Below are 15,617 nucleotides of genomic sequence, written 5' to 3' on the forward strand. Positions count from 1 at the left end.
GCCTCTGGCAGGTGCCACGCGCCTTGCGCGGTGAACGCCTCGCCGTGCGGCCGCTCGACCAGGACGGTCGCTATGGAATCTTCTTCGGATCGTGGTCAGTCGCAACGATCGACTTGACCACGCCCAAAAGTGTCAGTGATGTCCCCGAACAGGTGTCCGACATGTCCCCGGGCTAAACAACAAGCGCGGGCATGACGAGTCAATGGTAGGAGCCGTTGGTATATTCATGCGATGACGTGATGCTGCAACGTGGCGGGTTGGCGGCGCGGCACCAACGAAAAAAGGCGGCGCTGCGCAGCGCCGCCTTTTCACGAATTCAGCTTGGAAGCGTGGCTTACGCCGCTTCGGCTTCCTCGATCTGACCAGAGTCCTTGCCCTTGGCTTCGATGTCGCGATCGACGAATTCGATCACCGCCATCGCGGCGTTGTCGCCGTAGCGGAAGCCGGCCTTGATGATGCGGGTGTAGCCGCCCTGACGCTCCTTGTAGCGCGGCGCCAGCACGTCAAACAGCTTCTTGACCTGATCGACGTCGCGCATCTCGCTGATCGCCTGACGGCGGGCAGCCAGCGTACCCTTCTTGCCGAGCGTCACCAGCTTTTCGACGATCGGGCGCAGTTCCTTGGCCTTCGGCAGCGTGGTGACGATCTGCTCATGCTTGATCAGCGCAGCGCACATATTGGCGAACATCGCCTTGCGGTGTTCGGCGGTGCGATTGAGCTTCCGATGAACCTTACCATGACGCATTTTCGTATTCCTTGACTTCAGTGGTCACGACGGTTCGTCGGACACGTTGCTCAGGTGGGCTTCCTGCGTTCGCCCGGTGGAAGTGAATGGTGAGCAGCAAGTAGCGAATAGATATTCTCTATTCGCTACCCCCTACTCGCTATTCGCTCAGTAGTGATCTTCGAAGCGCTTGGCCAGCTCATCGATGTTCTCCGGCGGCCAGCCCGGCACTTCCATGCCGAGATGCAGCCCCATCTGGGCCAGCACTTCCTTGATCTCGTTCAGCGACTTGCGGCCGAAGTTCGGGGTGCGCAGCATTTCCGCTTCCGACTTCTGCACCAGGTCGCCGATGTAGACGATATTGTCGTTCTTCAGGCAGTTAGCCGAACGCACCGACAGTTCGAGCTCGTCGACCTTCTTGAGGAACGCCGGGTTGAACGCCAGATCCGGGATGATCTCCTGGGTGACTTCCTTGCGCGGCTCTTCGAAGTTGACGAACACGTTCAGCTGATCCTGCAGGATGCGCGCGGCATAGGCCACGGCGTCCTCCGGCGTGATGGCGCCGTTGGTCTCAACCGTCATGGTCAGCTTGTCGTAGTCGAGGATCTGACCTTCGCGGGTGTTCTCGACCTTGTACGACACCTTCTTGACCGGCGAGTACAGGCTGTCGACCGGGATCAGGCCGATCGGCGCGTCCTCGGGACGGTTGCGCTCAGCGGCAACGTAGCCCTTGCCGGTGTCGACGGTGAATTCCATGCGAATCTCGGCGCCATCGTCGAGCGTGCACAGCGCGAGCTCCGGATTGAGCACCACGATGTCGCCGACGGTCTGGATGTCACCAGCGGTGACGGTGCCCGGACCCTGCTTCTTCACGACCATGCGCTTGGGGCCTTCGCCCTGCATCTTGATCGAGATGTCCTTGATGTTCAGCACGATGTCGGTGACGTCCTCGCGCACGCCGGCGATCGAGGAGAACTCGTGCAGCACGCCGTCGATATGAACCGACTGCACAGCGGCACCCTGCAGCGACGACAGCAGCACACGGCGCAGCGCGTTGCCGAGCGTCTGGCCAAAACCACGCTCAAGCGGTTCGGCAACCAGGGTCGCAAGACGGGACGGATCGCTGCCCGGGGTGACCTGAAGCTTGTTCGGTCTGATCAGTTCTTGCCAATTTTTCTGGATCGTCACTGTTTCACCCATGCCATCGAGAGTGTCTGGCGTTGGAGGCTGCGGACGCGGCCGCGCGAAAATAGCGGAGCCCGCCGGCAGCTGGGCTGCCGGCGGCTGAAACATTTAGACCCGACGACGCTTCCGCGGACGGCAACCATTGTGCGGGATCGAGGTCACGTCCCGGATCGACGTCACGGTGAAGCCAGCGGCCTGCAGCGCGCGCAGCGCCGATTCACGACCCGAGCCCGGACCCGCCACCTCGACCTCGAGGGTGCGCATGCCGTGTTCCTGAGCCTTCTTGGCCACGTCTTCAGCAGCCACCTGCGCCGCATAGGGGGTCGACTTGCGCGACCCCTTGAAACCCATGGTACCGGCCGACGACCAGGCAATGGTGTTGCCCTGCGCGTCGGTGATGGTGATGGTGGTGTTGTTGAACGACGAGTTCACATGGGCGATGCCCGACGCGATGTTCTTACGCTCACGACGACGAACGCGGGTGGCTTCCTTGGCCATTGCTTACCTTTCTAGAGATCTCAAACGCCGCCGTAACGCCAGCGGCTACACCACAAAAGCGAATAGGGAACAGCGGGCGGAGAACGGGACAACGTCCCCCTCGCCACCCGCCGTCAAAATTCGCCGACTTACTTCTTCTTGCCGGCAATCGCCTTGGCCGGACCCTTGCGCGTACGCGCATTGGTGTGGGTCCGCTGGCCACGCACCGGCAGGCCGCGACGATGGCGCAGGCCGCGATAGCAGCCGAGGTCCATCAGGCGCTTGATGTTCATGCCAGTCTCACGACGCAGGTCGCCCTCGACGAGATAGTCGCGGTCGATGACTTCGCGGATCTGCAAGACTTCCTGGTCCGTCAGCTGATTGACGCGACGGTCCGCGGGAATCTTCACCTTTTCCATGATGTCAGCGGCGTTCTTCTGGCCGATGCCATGGATATACTGCAGCGCGATCAGAACGCGCTTGTTGGTCGGAATGTTTACGCCGGCAATACGGGCCACAGACTTCTCTCCTGTCGCCGGCCATCCGACCGGCAGTTCTTGTCGCTAACTCAGGCGGCTGTTCGCAACGCGAACACGACGCCTTTCCCCTCAACTCTCAGGGCTAGGCATCGTCTGAAATTCCGACAGAATGCGCCCCTCATACTGGACTCGACTCGGTTTCGTCAACCGCTGCTAGGCTTTGCCCCGCTTTTTCGTGGAGCTCCGACCAGCTTTTCCAGCGGTCTTGCGAACCGCCTTCGTCGCCGTCTTGGCAACCGCCTTTTTGTTGGCGGCGGCCTTTTTGCTCGGCGCCTTTTTGCTTGGTGCCTTTTTGCTTGGTGCCTTGGCCTTCCCGGCGGTCTTGCCCACCTTCGCAACCGGCGCCTTGCTGTTGGCGGTGGCCTTCTTGCCCTTGAGTCCGGCCTTGTGTCCAGACTTTGCAACCGGCTTCGCCGTATTTTTGGCGCTGTTCTTGCTGGCCTTCGGCGCCTTGACCGCCTTTTTCAGGGTCTTGACCGCCTTGCCGGCCTTGGCTTTGCCAGCCTTAGCTTTCGACGCGCTGGCCTTCGACGCGCTGGCCTTGGGCGCCTTGACCTTAGAAGTCTTGCCCTTCGCAGCCTTGGCCTTGGCGACGTCAGCCTTCGCGGCCTTGCCCTTAACAGCCTTGCCCTTAACGGCCTTGGCCGGCTTAGCCTTGGCGGCCTTGGCCTTCACCGCCTTGCCCTTAGCGGGCTTGGCAGCCTTGTCCGCCTTGGCGCCCTTGGCAGCCTTCGGCTTAGCGGTCTCAGCGGTCGCTTCCTTGGAAGCCTTACCAGCCTTGGCCTTACCAGCCTTGGCTTTCGCGGGCTTGGCCTTCGCGGCCTTCGGCTTGGCCGACCGGCGCGCCGGCTTCGAATCACCAGCGGTCACGGCGTTCAGCAGCCGCTCGATTTCCTTGGTGACCTCCTCGATGGTCATCATGCCATCGACGGTCAGCAGCTTGCGGCGCTCGGAATAATATTGAACCAGCGGTTCGGTCTGAGCGCGATACGACGCCAGGCGCTTGGCCAGCGCTTCGGCATTATCGTCGGCACGCGGCTCTTCGCCACGCGCGCGCATCTCGGCGACGCGATTCTCGACGCGCTCCAGCAGCGCGCCTTCATTGACCTTCAGCTCGACCACGGCGTCGAGCTCGATGCCCTTGCTCGACAGCAGCTCGTCGAGCGCCTCAGCCTGCGGCACGGTGCGCGGGAAACCGTCAAGGATGAAACCATTCTCAGCGTCGTCGAGCTCGAGCCGGTCCGAAATGATGCCGACCACCACCTCGTCGGGCACCAGCCCGCCCGAAGCCATGATGTCCTTGGCCCTCAGGCCGATCGCCGTTTCGGCCGCGACGGCGGCGCGCAGCATGTCGCCGGTCGACAATTGAACGATGCTGTAACGTTCAACCAGCCGCTGCGCCTGCGTTCCCTTGCCGGCCCCCGGCGGCCCGAGAAGAATCAGTCTCATTTACGTCGGCCCCTCAGCTTCGACTTCTTGATCAGGCCCTCATACTGGTGCGCCAGTAGATAGCCCTGCACTTGCGCGACGGTGTCCATGGTCACGCTGACCACGATCAGCAATGACGTTCCCCCGAAATAGAACGGCACCGAGGCGTAGGAAATCAGAACTTCCGGGATCAAACAGACGATCGCGAGATAGGCTGCGCCGACCACGGTGATACGGGACAGCACATAATCGATGTACTCGGCGGTGCGCTCGCCCGGACGGATGCCCGGAATGAAGCCGCCATGCTTCTTCAGATTGTCCGCGGTTTCGGTCGGGTTGAACACGATCGCGGTGTAGAAGAACGCGAAGAACACGATCATCGCGATGTAGAAAATCAGGAACAGCGGCCGACCGTGCCCAAACTGGGTGACGACCCACTGGAACCACTCCGGACCGGTGCCGGTGTTGAAGTTCGCGATGGTGGCCGGCAGCAGCAGCAGCGACGACGCAAAGATCGGCGGGATCACGCCCGAGGTGTTGAGCTTGAGCGGCAGATGCGAGGACTGGCCCTCAAACATCTTATTGCCGACCTGGCGCTTCGGATACTGGATCAGCAGCCGGCGCTGAGCGCGTTCCATGAACACGATGAACGCGATCACGGCCACGGCCATCACCAGCACGATCAGGATCAGGCCGGTGGACAGCGCGCCCTGACGGCCGAGTTCCAGCATGCCGGCCAGCGCGGCGGGCAGTTCGGCGACGATACCGGCCAAGATGATCAGCGAGATACCATTGCCGATGCCGCGCGAGGTGATCTGCTCACCCAGCCACATCAGGAACATGGTGCCGCCGGTCAGCGTCACGGTGGTCGAGACCAGGAAGAACACGCCCGGCTCGGCGACAACGTTACCCGCGCCCTGCAGACCAACCGCAATGCCATAGGCCTGCGCGGTGGCGAGCACCACGGTCAGATAGCGCGTGTATTGATTGATGGTCTTGCGACCCGCCTCGCCTTCCTTCTTCAGCGCTTCGAGCTGCTTGGAGACGGTGGTGAGGAGCTGAATGATGATCGATGCCGAGATGTACGGCATGATGTTGAGGGCAAAAATCGCCATGCGATTGATGCCGCCGCCGGCGAACATGTTGAACATGCCCAAAATGCCGCCGGCTTGTGATTTGAACACCTGTTCCCAGACGTTGGGATCGATACCCGGGAGCGGCACATAGGTTCCCAGCCGGTACACCAGCAGCGCACCGAGCGTGAACCAAATTCGTTTTTTGAGCTCTTCCGCCTTCCCGAGCGCGGAAAAATTAAGGTTTGCTGCGAGTTGTTCCGCTGCAGAGACCATATTCGGCTTTCTCCTGGGCCGCCCGCACCGCCATGCCCCCGTGGGGGCATGCGGCGGAAGCCGGACATCAAGGTGTGTACGGCGTCCTGAAAATCGATCGTTCGGCGATCAGCAGGCCGCTTTTGCAAGCGGCCTGTTGGAGATTACGCCGCTTCGCCTTCGGCCTGAACCGGCGCCAGGATCTTCACGGTGCCGCCAGCCTTCTCGACCGCAGCGATCGCCGACTTGGTGGCGCCGTGCACCTCGATGTTCAGCTTCGCGGTCAGTTCACCGCGACCGAGCAGACGGATGCCGTTCTTGGCGCGACGCACCACACCGGCCGCCACCAGAGCCTCGGCATTGACCACGGCGCCAGCGTCAACCGCCTTGGCATCCACAGCTTCCTGCAAACGGTCGAGATTGATCTCGGCGTATTCGATGCGGAAGATGTTGTTAAAGCCGCGCTTCGGCAGACGCCGATGCAGCGGCATCTGGCCGCCTTCAAAACCCTTGATACGCACGCCCGAACGCGCGGTCTGGCCCTTGCCGCCGCGACCACCGGTCTTACCCTTGCCCGAACCAATGCCGCGGCAAATGCGCATCCGCTTCTTGCGCGCGCCGGCGTTGTCGGCGATCTCGCTGAGCTTCATCGCCCTGTCTCCTTACTTTTCGTCGACGATGCGAACGAGATGGGGAACCTTTGCGATCATGCCGCGAACTTCGGGAGTGTCCTGAAGCTCGGAAATACGGCCGATCTTGTTCAGTTTCAGGCCAACCAACGTCGCCCGCTGCGAGTGATGGCGGCGGATTGCGCTGGCGGTCTGCATGACCTTGATTGTCTTTGCGGCGTTGGCCATCGTCATCAACTCCAGATCGCGTCTCATTGAGCGGCGCGAAACCCGGATGGCGTATCACGCCAATCCGGTTCGCACCATCGTGTTAGTCGGCCGCCACTTCAGCGTCGCCGCCGATGCGGCGAGCCTGCAGAGTGGAAACCTTGATGTTGCGGCGAGCCGCCACGGAGCGCGGCGAATCCAGATGCTTCAGCGCGTTGAAGGTGGCGCGAACCATGTTGTACGGGTTCGACGAGCCGACCGACTTGGCAACCACGTCCTGGATGCCGAGCGTTTCGAACACGGCGCGCATCGGGCCACCCGCGATGATGCCGGTACCAGCCGGCGCCGCGCGCAGATAGACACGGCCCGCGCCATGACGGCCAGCGATGTCGTGATGCAGGGTGCGGCCCTCACGGAGCGGAACGCGAGTCAGGTTGCGCTTCGCGGCCTCGGTGGCCTTGCGGATCGCTTCCGGCACTTCGCGCGCCTTGCCGTGACCAAAACCAACCCGGCCCTTCTGATCGCCGATCACAACCAGCGCTGCAAAGCCGAACCGCTTACCGCCCTTGACGACCTTCGCCACACGATTGATGTGGACGAGCTTGTCGACGAATTCGCTGTCGCGCTCCTCCCGGGGGGCCCGGTCGCGTCCACCGCGTTCGCGTTCACCTGACATGTGTTTTCCAATCCTTGAGGGGCATTCGCCCCTTATCCTCAATGTCCGTACGAACCCAAAATCTTAGAAGGTCAGCCCGCTCTCGCGAGCCGCGTCCGCCAGCGCTTTGATGCGGCCGTGATAAAGGTAGCCGCCGCGGTCGAACACCACTTCCTTGACGCCGTTCTGAACGGCACGCTCTGCCAACAGCTTGCCTACCGCCTTGGCGGCATCGATGTTGGCTCCGGTGTTGCCGGCTTCGCGCATCGCCTTTTCCAGCGATGAAGCGGAGGCCAGCGTCACCCCCTTTTGATCGTCGATCACCTGGGCGTAGATGTGCTTCGACGAGCGGAAAACGGACAACCGCGGACGACCATTGGCCGTACGACGCAGCGCCAGCCGAACACGCTGCTTGCGCCGGGCATTCGTAACATTCGCTTTGGACATGACCGGCTCCGTTACTTCTTCTTGCCTTCCTTGCGGAAGATGAACTCGTTGGCGTAACGCACGCCCTTGCCCTTGTACGGCTCCGGCGGACGATAGCTGCGGATTTCCGCGGCGACCTGACCAACCTGCTGGGCATCCATGCCGGCAACGTTGATTTCGGTCGGCTTCGGCACGGTGATCGCGATGCCTTCCGGGATCGGATACACCACGTCATGGCTATAACCGAGCGCGAGCTGCAGGTTCTTGCCCTGCAACGCGGCGCGATAGCCAACGCCGGTGATTTCGAGCTTCTTCTCAAAGCCCTTGGTGACGCCCTCGACCAGGTTCGCAACCTGAGCGCGCGCGGTGCCATACAGCGAACGCGCCCGCTTGGTTTCGAAGCGCGGCGCAACGGTGACAGCTCCGTCCGCGAACTTCACTTCGACGTCGTCGTGAACGACGAACTGCAGCTGGCCCTTGGGGCCCTTCACCTTGACGGTCTGGCCCTCGACACTCGCGGTGACTCCCGAGGGGACCGTGACGGGCTTTTTGCCAACACGTGACATGGCTAATCCTTCCTCAGAACACCGTGAAGAGAACTTCGCCGCCAACATTCGCATCGCGTGCGTCGTGGTCGGCCATGATTCCCTTCGGCGTCGACAACACAGAAATGCCGAGACCGTTGTTCACGCGCGGCAGGTTCTTCACGGAAGCGTAGACACGGCGGCCCGGCTTCGACACGCGGGAGATCTCACGGATCACCGGCTCGCCGTCGAAGTATTTCAGCTCGATTTCGATCTCGCTGCGGCCGGATGCGTGCTCAACCGTGGCATAGCCGCGGATGTAGCCTTCCGTCTTCAGCACTTCGAGCACGTTGGCCCGCATCTTCGATCCGGGGGTCGAAACCTTCGACTTGTTACGCATCTGCGCGTTGCGGATGCGGGTGATCAGATCGCTGATTGGATCGTGCGTTGACATCTCCGCCTCCTTACCAGCTTGACTTCACGAGGCCCGGAACCAGGCCGCGCGAGCCGAGGTCGCGGATCGCGATACGGCTAAGCTTGTTCTTGCGATACACCGAGCGGGAACGGCCGGTCAGCTCGCAACGATTGCGGATGCGGGTAGCCGACGAATTGCGGGGCATCTCAGCCAGCTTCAGGGTGGCGGCGAACCGCTCTTCCATCGGCTTCGACTTGTCGGCGATGATCGCCTTCAGCCGCTCGCGCTTCGGGCCCGCATTCTTGGCCATCTTCTTGCGCCGGTTATTCTTCTCGATTGAACTCTTCTTCGCCATGCTTGGCTCCTGGGTTTCCGCGTTTGAGAGGCTGATCAGCTTCTCACTGCCGGAACGGGAAATTAAAAGCGGTCAACAACGCGCGGGCTTCCTCATCGGTCTTCGCGGTCGTGCAGACCGTGATGTCCATGCCCCACGTCTCCCCCATCTTGTCGAAATCGATTTCGGGGAAAATGATGTGCTCCTTGATGCCGAGCGAATAATTGCCACGGCCGTCGAAGCTCTTCGGGTTCAGACCGCGGAAGTCTCGCACGCGCGGCAGCGCGACGGTGATCAGGCGATCAATGAACTCGTACATCCGCGCCTGACGCAGCGTCACCTTGGCGCCGATCGGCTGATTCTCGCGCAGCTTGAAGGTCGAGATCGCCATCCGCGAATAGGTGATCACCGGCTTCTGGCCGGCGATCAGCCCGAGGTCGGCAGCAGCCTGCTCGGCCTTCTTGCGATCGTTGACGGCTTCGCCGATGCCCATGTTCAGCACGACCTTGTCCAGGCGCGGAACCTGCATGACGTTGGCGTAGCCGAACTGCTCGGTCAGCTTGCTGCGAATCTTACGGTCGTATTCCGAGCGAAGACGCGGAATGTAAGCGGTCTCAGCCATCGATCTCTGCTCCCGAGCGCTTGGCAACGCGGACCTTCTTGCCATCCGCCTGAATCTTGAAGCCCACGCGAGTCGGCTTGCCGTCCTTGCCGACGATCGCGATGTTGGACAGGTGGATCGGCGCCTCCTTAGAGACGATGCCGCCTTCCTGCGCCTGGGTCTGCTTCTGATGACGCTTCACGATGTTCACGCCACGGACCAGCGCCTTGTTGTCGCTGGGACGAACTTCGAACACCTCGCCGGTGCGACCCTTGTCGCGACCGGTCAGCACGATCACAGTGTCACCCTTCCGGATCTTGGCAGCCATCACAGCACCTCCGGCGCGAGCGAAATAATCTTCATGTGGTTCTTGGCGCGAAGCTCGCGCGGCACCGGCCCGAAAATACGGGTGCCGATCGGCTCCGACTGGTTGTTGATCAACACGGCCGCATTGCGGTCGAAACGGATCACCGAGCCGTCGGCGCGGCGGATGTCCTTGCGGACCCGCACCACAACGGCCTTCATCACGTCGCCCTTCTTCACCTTCCCGCGCGGGATGGCTTCCTTGATCGACACGACAATAATATCGCCAACGGTGGCATAACGGCGGCGGGAACCTCCCAGCACCTTGATGCACATAACACGGCGTGCGCCGGAATTATCGGCCACGTCGAGGTTGGTCTGCATCTGAATCATTGATGCACCTCGTCCTCTCTCTGATGCGCAAAGGTGCGCTTAGGCGGTTTTCTTCGGTTCGCCCCGGACCACCGTCCAGCGCTTCAACTTCGAGATCGGCTTGCTCTCTTCGATCCAAACCACATCACCCGGCTTGAACTCGTTGTTCTCGTCGTGAGCGTGATAGTTCTTCGAACGGCGAATCGTTTTCTTGTACAGCGGATGTGTAAAGCGCCTATCGACGCGAACCACAACCGTTTTTGCTTGCTTGTCGCTGACGACCACGCCCTGCAACGTACGTTTCGGCATGTCGGCCCCTTACTTCTTCGCAGCGCGCTTTTGCGCGGCAATGGTCTTGATGCGTGCGATATCGCGGCGGGCTTCACGCAGCCGCGAGGTATCCTCGAGCTGCCCGGTAGCACGCTGGAAACGCAGATTGAAGCGTTCCTTTTTCAGATTTCCGATCGCTTCGTCCATCTGATCTTCACTCATCGCGCGGATGTCGGCGACTTTCATCTCGGCCATGACCTGGTCCCTACTCGGCAATGCGCGCCACGAAGCGCGTCTTGATCGGCAGCTTGGCAGCGGCAAGGGTGAGCGCCTCGCGGGCGATCTCCTGGTTGACACCGTCGATCTCGAAGATCACGCGGCCCGGCTTGACGCGAGCGACCCACAATTCCGGCGAACCCTTGCCGGAGCCCATGCGGACTTCGGCCGGCTTCTTCGACACCGGAAGGTCCGGGAAAATGCGGATCCAGACACGGCCGGCGCGCTTCATGTGGCGGGTGAGCGCACGCCGCGCCGCCTCGATCTGACGCGCCGTGATGCGCTCCGGAGCCATCGCCTTCAGCCCGAACTGGCCGAACGACAGCGTCGCACCCGAGGACGCAACGCCGTGGATGCGGCCCTTATGCGCCTTGCGAAACTTCGTCTTCTTTGGTTGCATCATGGCTTTACGCCCTCAAACTTTCTGTCTGACCGATCAGGCGGCGTCGCGGCGCGGCCGCGAATTGTCGCCTTCGGCCATCCGCTTGTCCTGCGCCATCGGATCGTGCTCAAGGATCTCGCCCTTGAAGATCCAGACCTTGACGCCGCAGGTGCCGAAGGTGGTGAACGCAGTCGCCACGCCGTAATCGACATCGGCGCGCAGCGTGTGCAGCGGCACGCGGCCTTCGCGATACCACTCCATACGAGCGATTTCAGCGCCGCCGAGACGGCCCGAGCAGTTGATACGGATGCCCTCGGCGCCGAGACGCATCGCCGACTGCACCGCCCGCTTCATCGCGCGACGGAACGCCACGCGGCGCTCGAGTTGCTGAGCGATCGATTCGGCGACCAACGTGGCATCGAGCTCCGGCTTGCGGATTTCGACGATGTTGATCACCACGTCGGCGGAGGTGATTTCGGCCACCTTCTTGCGCAGCTTGTCGATGTCCGCGCCCTTCTTGCCGATCACCACGCCCGGACGAGCCGAGTGGATGGTGACGCGGCACTTCTTGTGCGGACGCTCGATCACGATGCGCGCCACAGCAGCCTGCTTCAGCTCCTTCTGCAGCACTGCGCGGATTTTGACGTCCTCGTGCAGCAGCTTGCCGTACTCAGCCTTGCCAGCGAACCAACGGGAATCCCAGGTCCGGTTGATGCCCAGGCGCAGCCCGATCGGATTGATCTTTTGACCCATCGTTGTCTCCTGCGCCCGTTCTTAAGCGCTCGCTTCAACCTGACGAACCACGATCGTCAGTTGCGCGAATGGTTTGAAAATACGGCCCGAGCGACCACGGCCGCGCGCAGCGAAACGCTTCAACACGATTCCCTTGCCGACGTGAGCCTCTGACACAATCAGATCATCGACGTCGAGATCGTGGTTGTTCTCGGCATTGGCGATAGCCGATTCCAGGCACTTCTTGACATCGACCGCGATCCGCTTGCGCGAGAACTGCAGGTCAGCCAGCGCAGCCGAAGCCTTCCGGCCGCGGATGAGCTGCGCCACCAGGTTCAGCTTCTGCGGGCTCACCCGAAGCATGCGGGCGACGGCCTTGGCCTCGTTATCCGGGAGGCTCCGTTCGCGCTTTGGTTTGCTCATGACTCCGTCCTCAAGCCTTCTTGGCTTTCTTATCGCCAGCATGGCCGTGGAAGGTCCGGGTCGGCGAGAACTCGCCGAACTTGTGACCCACCATTTCCTCGTTCACCGACACCGGCACGTGCTTATGACCGTTGTAGACGCCGAAGGTCAGCCCGACGAATTGCGGCAGGATGGTCGAGCGACGGCTCCAGATCTTGATGACGTCGTGACGACCAGACGCGCGCGCGGCATCCGCCTTCTTCAGCAGAGAGCCCTCAACAAACGGGCCTTTCCAGACTGAGCGAACCATGTCCGGCTATCCTTACTTCTTCCGCTTGTGGCGGCTGATGAGAATGAACTTGTCGGTCGACTTGTTCGACCGGGTCTTCTTGCCCTTGGTCGGCTTGCCCCACGGGGTGACCGGGTGGCGACCGCCCGAGGTACGGCCTTCACCGCCGCCGTGCGGATGGTCGATCGGGTTCATGACGACGCCGCGGTTATGCGGGCGACGGCCGAGCCAACGGGTACGACCGGCCTTGCCGATCGAGGTGTTCATGTGGTCCGGGTTCGACACCGCACCGATCGAGGCGGTGCAGCGGCCGTGAACCAGGCGCTGCTCGCCCGAGTTCAGACGCAGGATCACGTAGTCGTGGTCGCGACCGACGATCTGGGCATAGGTGCCGGCCGAACGAGCCAGCTGGCCGCCCTTCCCGATCTTCATCTCGACGTTGTGGACGATGGTGCCGATCGGCATGTTGCCCAGCGGCATGACGTTGCCCGGCTTCACGTCGACATAGGCGCCGGCGATCACGGTGTCGCCCACGGCCAGGCGCTGCGGCGCCAGGATGTACGACTGCTCGCCGTCCGCATACTTGATCAGCGCGATGAACGCGGTGCGGTTCGGATCGTATTCCAGACGCTCAACGGTCGCCGGGACGTCGACCTTGGTGCGCTTGAAATCGACCAGACGGTAGGTCTGCTTGTGCCCGCCGCCGCGGAAACGCACGGTGATGCGTCCGGTGTTGTTGCGACCGCCGTTCGAGTTCTTGCCTTCGGTCAAAACCTTGACCGGCTTGCCCTTGTACAGCGCGGAACGATCGACCATCACCAGCTGGCGCTGGCCCGGCGTCGTCGGATTAAACTTCTTCAATGCCATCGTCGTATCCGCCTCAGAGACCGGTGGTGACGTCGATGCGGTGGCCCTCTTCGAGGGTCACGATCGCACGCTTGGAATCGGACTGCGTCCCGAAGGTGCCGCGGAAGGCCTTGCTCTTGCCCTTGCGCACCAGCGTGTTGACGCTCTTGACCTTGACGTCGAACAGCTTCTCGACCGCTTCCTTGATCTGCGGCTTGGTGGCCTTGCCGGCGACCTTGAACACCACCTTGTTGTGCTCAGAAGCCATGGTGGCCTTTTCGGTCACCACCGGCGCGACGATGACGTCGTAATGGCGCGGGTCGATGTTTTTCATTTGAACCGCGCCTCCAGCGCATCAACCGCCGCCTTGGTCAGCACCAGCTTCTGACGGCGCAGGATGTCATAGACGTTGATGCCCTGAATCGGCAGCACGTCGATGTTCGGAATGTTGCGCGCCGCCATCGCGAAACCGGCGTTGAGCTCGGCCCCATCGATGATGAGCGCGCTGGTCAGGCCGAGACCGGCGAAGTTGCCGATCAGAGCCTTGGTCTTGGCGCTTTCCATCGTCGCCTGATCGATCACGATCAGACCGCCGTCCTTGGCCTTAGCCGACAGCGCGTGCTTCAGAGCGAGCGCACGCACCTTCTTCGGCAGGTCGATGGCATGCGAGCGAACCACCGGACCGAACGCACGACCACCGCCGCGGAACTGCGGGACGCGCTTCGAGCCGTGACGGGCGCCGCCGGTGCCCTTCTGCTTGTACATCTTCTTACCGGTGCGCGCGATTTCCGCACGCCCCTTGGTCTTGTGCGTGCCCGCCTGGCGCTTGGCGAGCTGCCAGATGATGCAACGCTGAATGATGTCGGCGCGAGGATCGAGACCGAAGATCTCGTCCGAGAGTTGGACGGAACCGGCGTCCTTACCCTCGAGCGTGGTGACTTTCAATTCCATCTCACGCACCCTCCTGCTCGGCCGCCGGAGCAGCAGCCGCCTGTTCGCCGTCACCGGCCAGACGGAACTTGCCCGGCTTGGGCGCGCCTTCCGGCAATGCCTTCTTCACCGCGTCACGCACCGAAATCCAACCGCCCTTCGAGCCCGGCACCGCGCCCTCGACGAGGATCAGGCCGCGCTCAACGTCGGTCTGCACCACGCGCAGGTTCAGGGTCGTGACCCGATCGACGCCCATGTGACCGGGCATCTTCTTGTTCTTGAAGGTCTTGCCCGGGTCCTGACGGCCACCGGTCGAACCGATCGAACGATGCGAGACCGAGACACCGTGGGTGGCGCGCAGACCACCGAAGTTCCAGCGCTTCATACCGCCGGCAAAACCCTTACCGACCGAAGTGCCAGTGACGTCGACGAACTGACCGACGACGAAATGATCCGCGAGGATCTCGGCGCCAACCGGAATAACCGAGTCTTCCGAAACCCGGAATTCAGCGACTTTGCGCTTCGGTTCAACCTTGGCAGCGGCGAATTGGCCGCGCTCAGCCTTCGGCATGTACACGGTCTTCCGCGAGCCGGAGCCGAGCTGCAGCGCCACGTAACCGTTAGTATCCATGGTGCGGTGGGCGAGCACCTGGCAATTGCCAAGCTTGAGCACGGTCACGGGGATGTGTTCGCCGGTCTCCGTAAAGACCCGCGTCATCCCGACCTTTTGTGCGATCACTCCGGAGCGCATCGGCGTGCTTCCTGTTCTTTCTGTCCGTTGGTTCGGACGGGATCCAAAATGCTTAGAGCTTGATTTCGACGTCGACGCCCGCGGCGAGGTCGAGCTTCATCAAAGCATCGACGGTCTGCGGCGTCGGATCGACGATATCGAGAAGACGCTTGTGGGTGCGCATCTCGAACTGCTCGCGGCTCTTCTTATCGACGTGCGGCGAACGGTTGACGGTGAACTTCTCGATGCGCGTCGGCAGCGGGATGGGTCCACGGACCTGCGCGCCGGTACGCTTCGCGGTATTCACGATCTCTCGGGTCGACGTATCGAGAATCCGATGGTCGAACGCCTTGAGGCGGATGCGAATATTCTGGCCGTTCATTGCCGTTTCTCTCTATGAAAAGCGAGTAGTGAGTAGTGAAAGGCGGATGACGGACAGACCTTGATCAGTCCGCCATCCACCGTTGCTATTCGCTTCTCTTACTCGATGATCGAGGCGACCACGCCGGCGCCGACGGTGCGGCCACCTTCGCGGATAGCGAAGCGCAGCTTCTCTTCCATCGCGATCGGCACGATCAGGTGCACTTCCATCGCGATGTTGTCGCCCGGCATC

At 62.0% G+C, this 15,617-nt stretch carries 28 protein-coding genes and 1 pseudogene; 1 reads left to right on the forward strand and 28 read right to left on the reverse strand.

Features of this window, described 5'->3' with window-relative positions; all coding sequences use genetic code 11:
* Positions 1-176, forward strand: a pseudogene (locus tag BJ122_RS19655) (IS481 family transposase); the annotation flags it as partial.
* 158 nt (positions 177-334) lie between these two features.
* Here the strand turns inward: BJ122_RS19655 and rplQ are convergent.
* The 28 genes from rplQ to BJ122_RS14155 all read right to left on the reverse strand — a co-directional run.
* Positions 335-745, reverse strand: a complete 411-nt coding sequence (gene rplQ / locus BJ122_RS14020; protein ID WP_110781659.1) for a 50S ribosomal protein L17 — start codon at positions 743-745, stop codon at positions 335-337.
* Positions 746-892: 147 nt separating this feature from the next.
* Complete coding sequence (locus tag BJ122_RS14025) at positions 893-1,924, reverse strand: DNA-directed RNA polymerase subunit alpha (protein ID WP_110781661.1); 1,032 nt, start codon at positions 1,922-1,924, stop codon at positions 893-895.
* A gap of 93 nt (positions 1,925-2,017) precedes the next feature.
* Positions 2,018-2,407, reverse strand: a complete 390-nt coding sequence (rpsK, locus tag BJ122_RS14030; RefSeq protein ID WP_027276755.1) for a 30S ribosomal protein S11 — start codon at positions 2,405-2,407, stop codon at positions 2,018-2,020.
* A 128-nt stretch (positions 2,408-2,535) separates the two neighbouring features.
* Positions 2,536-2,904: a 30S ribosomal protein S13 gene (rpsM, locus tag BJ122_RS14035; RefSeq protein ID WP_110781662.1), complete on the reverse strand. Its 369-nt coding sequence runs from the start codon at positions 2,902-2,904 to the stop codon at positions 2,536-2,538.
* A gap of 174 nt (positions 2,905-3,078) precedes the next feature.
* On the reverse strand, positions 3,079-4,374 hold the full coding sequence (locus BJ122_RS14040; protein ID WP_110781664.1) for an adenylate kinase: 1,296 nt from the start codon (positions 4,372-4,374) through the stop codon (positions 3,079-3,081).
* On the reverse strand, positions 4,371-5,702 hold the full coding sequence (gene secY / locus BJ122_RS14045; RefSeq protein ID WP_110781665.1) for a preprotein translocase subunit SecY: 1,332 nt from the start codon (positions 5,700-5,702) through the stop codon (positions 4,371-4,373). Before secY ends, BJ122_RS14040 begins: the two co-directional genes overlap by 4 nt.
* Positions 5,703-5,845: 143 nt before the next feature.
* Positions 5,846-6,331, reverse strand: a complete 486-nt coding sequence (rplO, locus tag BJ122_RS14050; protein WP_103010963.1) for a 50S ribosomal protein L15 — start codon at positions 6,329-6,331, stop codon at positions 5,846-5,848.
* A 12-nt stretch (positions 6,332-6,343) separates the two neighbouring features.
* A complete protein-coding gene (gene rpmD / locus BJ122_RS14055; RefSeq protein WP_027276750.1) occupies positions 6,344-6,538 on the reverse strand; it encodes a 50S ribosomal protein L30 in 195 nt (64 codons plus the stop codon).
* Positions 6,539-6,620: 82 nt separating this feature from the next.
* The gene (gene rpsE / locus BJ122_RS14060) at positions 6,621-7,193 is read right to left on the reverse strand and encodes a 30S ribosomal protein S5 (protein ID WP_110781667.1); all 573 of its coding nucleotides are present in this window, start codon (positions 7,191-7,193) and stop codon (positions 6,621-6,623) included.
* Between the two features lie 63 nt (positions 7,194-7,256).
* Positions 7,257-7,619 carry a 50S ribosomal protein L18 gene (rplR, locus tag BJ122_RS14065; protein WP_110781668.1) on the reverse strand — a complete coding sequence of 121 codons (363 nt, stop codon included), beginning with the start codon at positions 7,617-7,619 and terminating at the stop codon, positions 7,257-7,259.
* Positions 7,620-7,630: 11 nt separating this feature from the next.
* Positions 7,631-8,164 (reverse strand): 50S ribosomal protein L6, encoded by a 534-nt coding sequence (gene rplF / locus BJ122_RS14070; RefSeq protein WP_110781670.1) that lies wholly within the window; start codon positions 8,162-8,164, stop codon positions 7,631-7,633.
* Positions 8,165-8,177: 13 nt separating this feature from the next.
* Positions 8,178-8,576 (reverse strand): 30S ribosomal protein S8, encoded by a 399-nt coding sequence (gene rpsH / locus BJ122_RS14075; protein WP_027276746.1) that lies wholly within the window; start codon positions 8,574-8,576, stop codon positions 8,178-8,180.
* A 10-nt stretch (positions 8,577-8,586) separates the two neighbouring features.
* Positions 8,587-8,892: a 30S ribosomal protein S14 gene (gene rpsN / locus BJ122_RS14080; protein ID WP_027276745.1), complete on the reverse strand. Its 306-nt coding sequence runs from the start codon at positions 8,890-8,892 to the stop codon at positions 8,587-8,589.
* A 43-nt stretch (positions 8,893-8,935) separates the two neighbouring features.
* Positions 8,936-9,493 carry a 50S ribosomal protein L5 gene (gene rplE, locus BJ122_RS14085; RefSeq protein ID WP_110781671.1) on the reverse strand — a complete coding sequence of 186 codons (558 nt, stop codon included), beginning with the start codon at positions 9,491-9,493 and terminating at the stop codon, positions 8,936-8,938.
* Positions 9,486-9,800: a 50S ribosomal protein L24 gene (gene rplX, locus BJ122_RS14090; protein WP_110781673.1), complete on the reverse strand. Its 315-nt coding sequence runs from the start codon at positions 9,798-9,800 to the stop codon at positions 9,486-9,488. Before rplX ends, rplE begins: the two co-directional genes overlap by 8 nt.
* Complete coding sequence (rplN, locus tag BJ122_RS14095; protein ID WP_027276742.1) at positions 9,800-10,168, reverse strand: 50S ribosomal protein L14; 369 nt, start codon at positions 10,166-10,168, stop codon at positions 9,800-9,802. The genes rplX and rplN overlap by 1 nt, the downstream gene beginning before the upstream one ends.
* A gap of 39 nt (positions 10,169-10,207) precedes the next feature.
* Entirely contained in the window at positions 10,208-10,456 is a 249-nt protein-coding gene (gene rpsQ / locus BJ122_RS14100) for a 30S ribosomal protein S17 (protein ID WP_027276741.1), read from the reverse strand.
* Positions 10,457-10,465: 9 nt separating this feature from the next.
* On the reverse strand, positions 10,466-10,672 hold the full coding sequence (rpmC, locus tag BJ122_RS14105) for a 50S ribosomal protein L29 (protein ID WP_110781675.1): 207 nt from the start codon (positions 10,670-10,672) through the stop codon (positions 10,466-10,468).
* A gap of 10 nt (positions 10,673-10,682) precedes the next feature.
* The gene (gene rplP, locus BJ122_RS14110; protein WP_027276739.1) at positions 10,683-11,096 is read right to left on the reverse strand and encodes a 50S ribosomal protein L16; all 414 of its coding nucleotides are present in this window, start codon (positions 11,094-11,096) and stop codon (positions 10,683-10,685) included.
* 33 nt (positions 11,097-11,129) lie between these two features.
* The gene (gene rpsC / locus BJ122_RS14115) at positions 11,130-11,828 is read right to left on the reverse strand and encodes a 30S ribosomal protein S3 (RefSeq protein ID WP_110781676.1); all 699 of its coding nucleotides are present in this window, start codon (positions 11,826-11,828) and stop codon (positions 11,130-11,132) included.
* A gap of 21 nt (positions 11,829-11,849) precedes the next feature.
* Entirely contained in the window at positions 11,850-12,230 is a 381-nt protein-coding gene (rplV, locus tag BJ122_RS14120; RefSeq protein ID WP_027276737.1) for a 50S ribosomal protein L22, read from the reverse strand.
* 10 nt (positions 12,231-12,240) lie between these two features.
* A complete protein-coding gene (gene rpsS, locus BJ122_RS14125) occupies positions 12,241-12,519 on the reverse strand; it encodes a 30S ribosomal protein S19 (protein WP_027276736.1) in 279 nt (92 codons plus the stop codon).
* Positions 12,520-12,531: 12 nt separating this feature from the next.
* On the reverse strand, positions 12,532-13,365 hold the full coding sequence (gene rplB / locus BJ122_RS14130; protein ID WP_110781678.1) for a 50S ribosomal protein L2: 834 nt from the start codon (positions 13,363-13,365) through the stop codon (positions 12,532-12,534).
* 13 nt (positions 13,366-13,378) lie between these two features.
* The gene (locus tag BJ122_RS14135; RefSeq protein ID WP_027276734.1) at positions 13,379-13,678 is read right to left on the reverse strand and encodes a 50S ribosomal protein L23; all 300 of its coding nucleotides are present in this window, start codon (positions 13,676-13,678) and stop codon (positions 13,379-13,381) included.
* On the reverse strand, positions 13,675-14,295 hold the full coding sequence (gene rplD, locus BJ122_RS14140) for a 50S ribosomal protein L4 (protein WP_110781679.1): 621 nt from the start codon (positions 14,293-14,295) through the stop codon (positions 13,675-13,677). The genes BJ122_RS14135 and rplD overlap by 4 nt, the downstream gene beginning before the upstream one ends.
* Before the next feature lies 1 nt (position 14,296).
* A complete protein-coding gene (rplC, locus tag BJ122_RS14145) occupies positions 14,297-15,025 on the reverse strand; it encodes a 50S ribosomal protein L3 (RefSeq protein ID WP_027276732.1) in 729 nt (242 codons plus the stop codon).
* Positions 15,026-15,077: 52 nt separating this feature from the next.
* On the reverse strand, positions 15,078-15,386 hold the full coding sequence (gene rpsJ / locus BJ122_RS14150; protein ID WP_002712302.1) for a 30S ribosomal protein S10: 309 nt from the start codon (positions 15,384-15,386) through the stop codon (positions 15,078-15,080).
* 98 nt (positions 15,387-15,484) lie between these two features.
* On the reverse strand, positions 15,485-15,617 hold a 133-nt coding region (locus tag BJ122_RS14155; RefSeq protein WP_488225878.1), incomplete at its 5' end, for an EF-Tu C-terminal domain-related protein.

Origin of the sequence: Rhodopseudomonas faecalis, from assembly GCF_003217325.1 — a bacterium.
Lineage (GTDB): Bacteria > Pseudomonadota > Alphaproteobacteria > Rhizobiales > Xanthobacteraceae > Rhodopseudomonas > Rhodopseudomonas faecalis.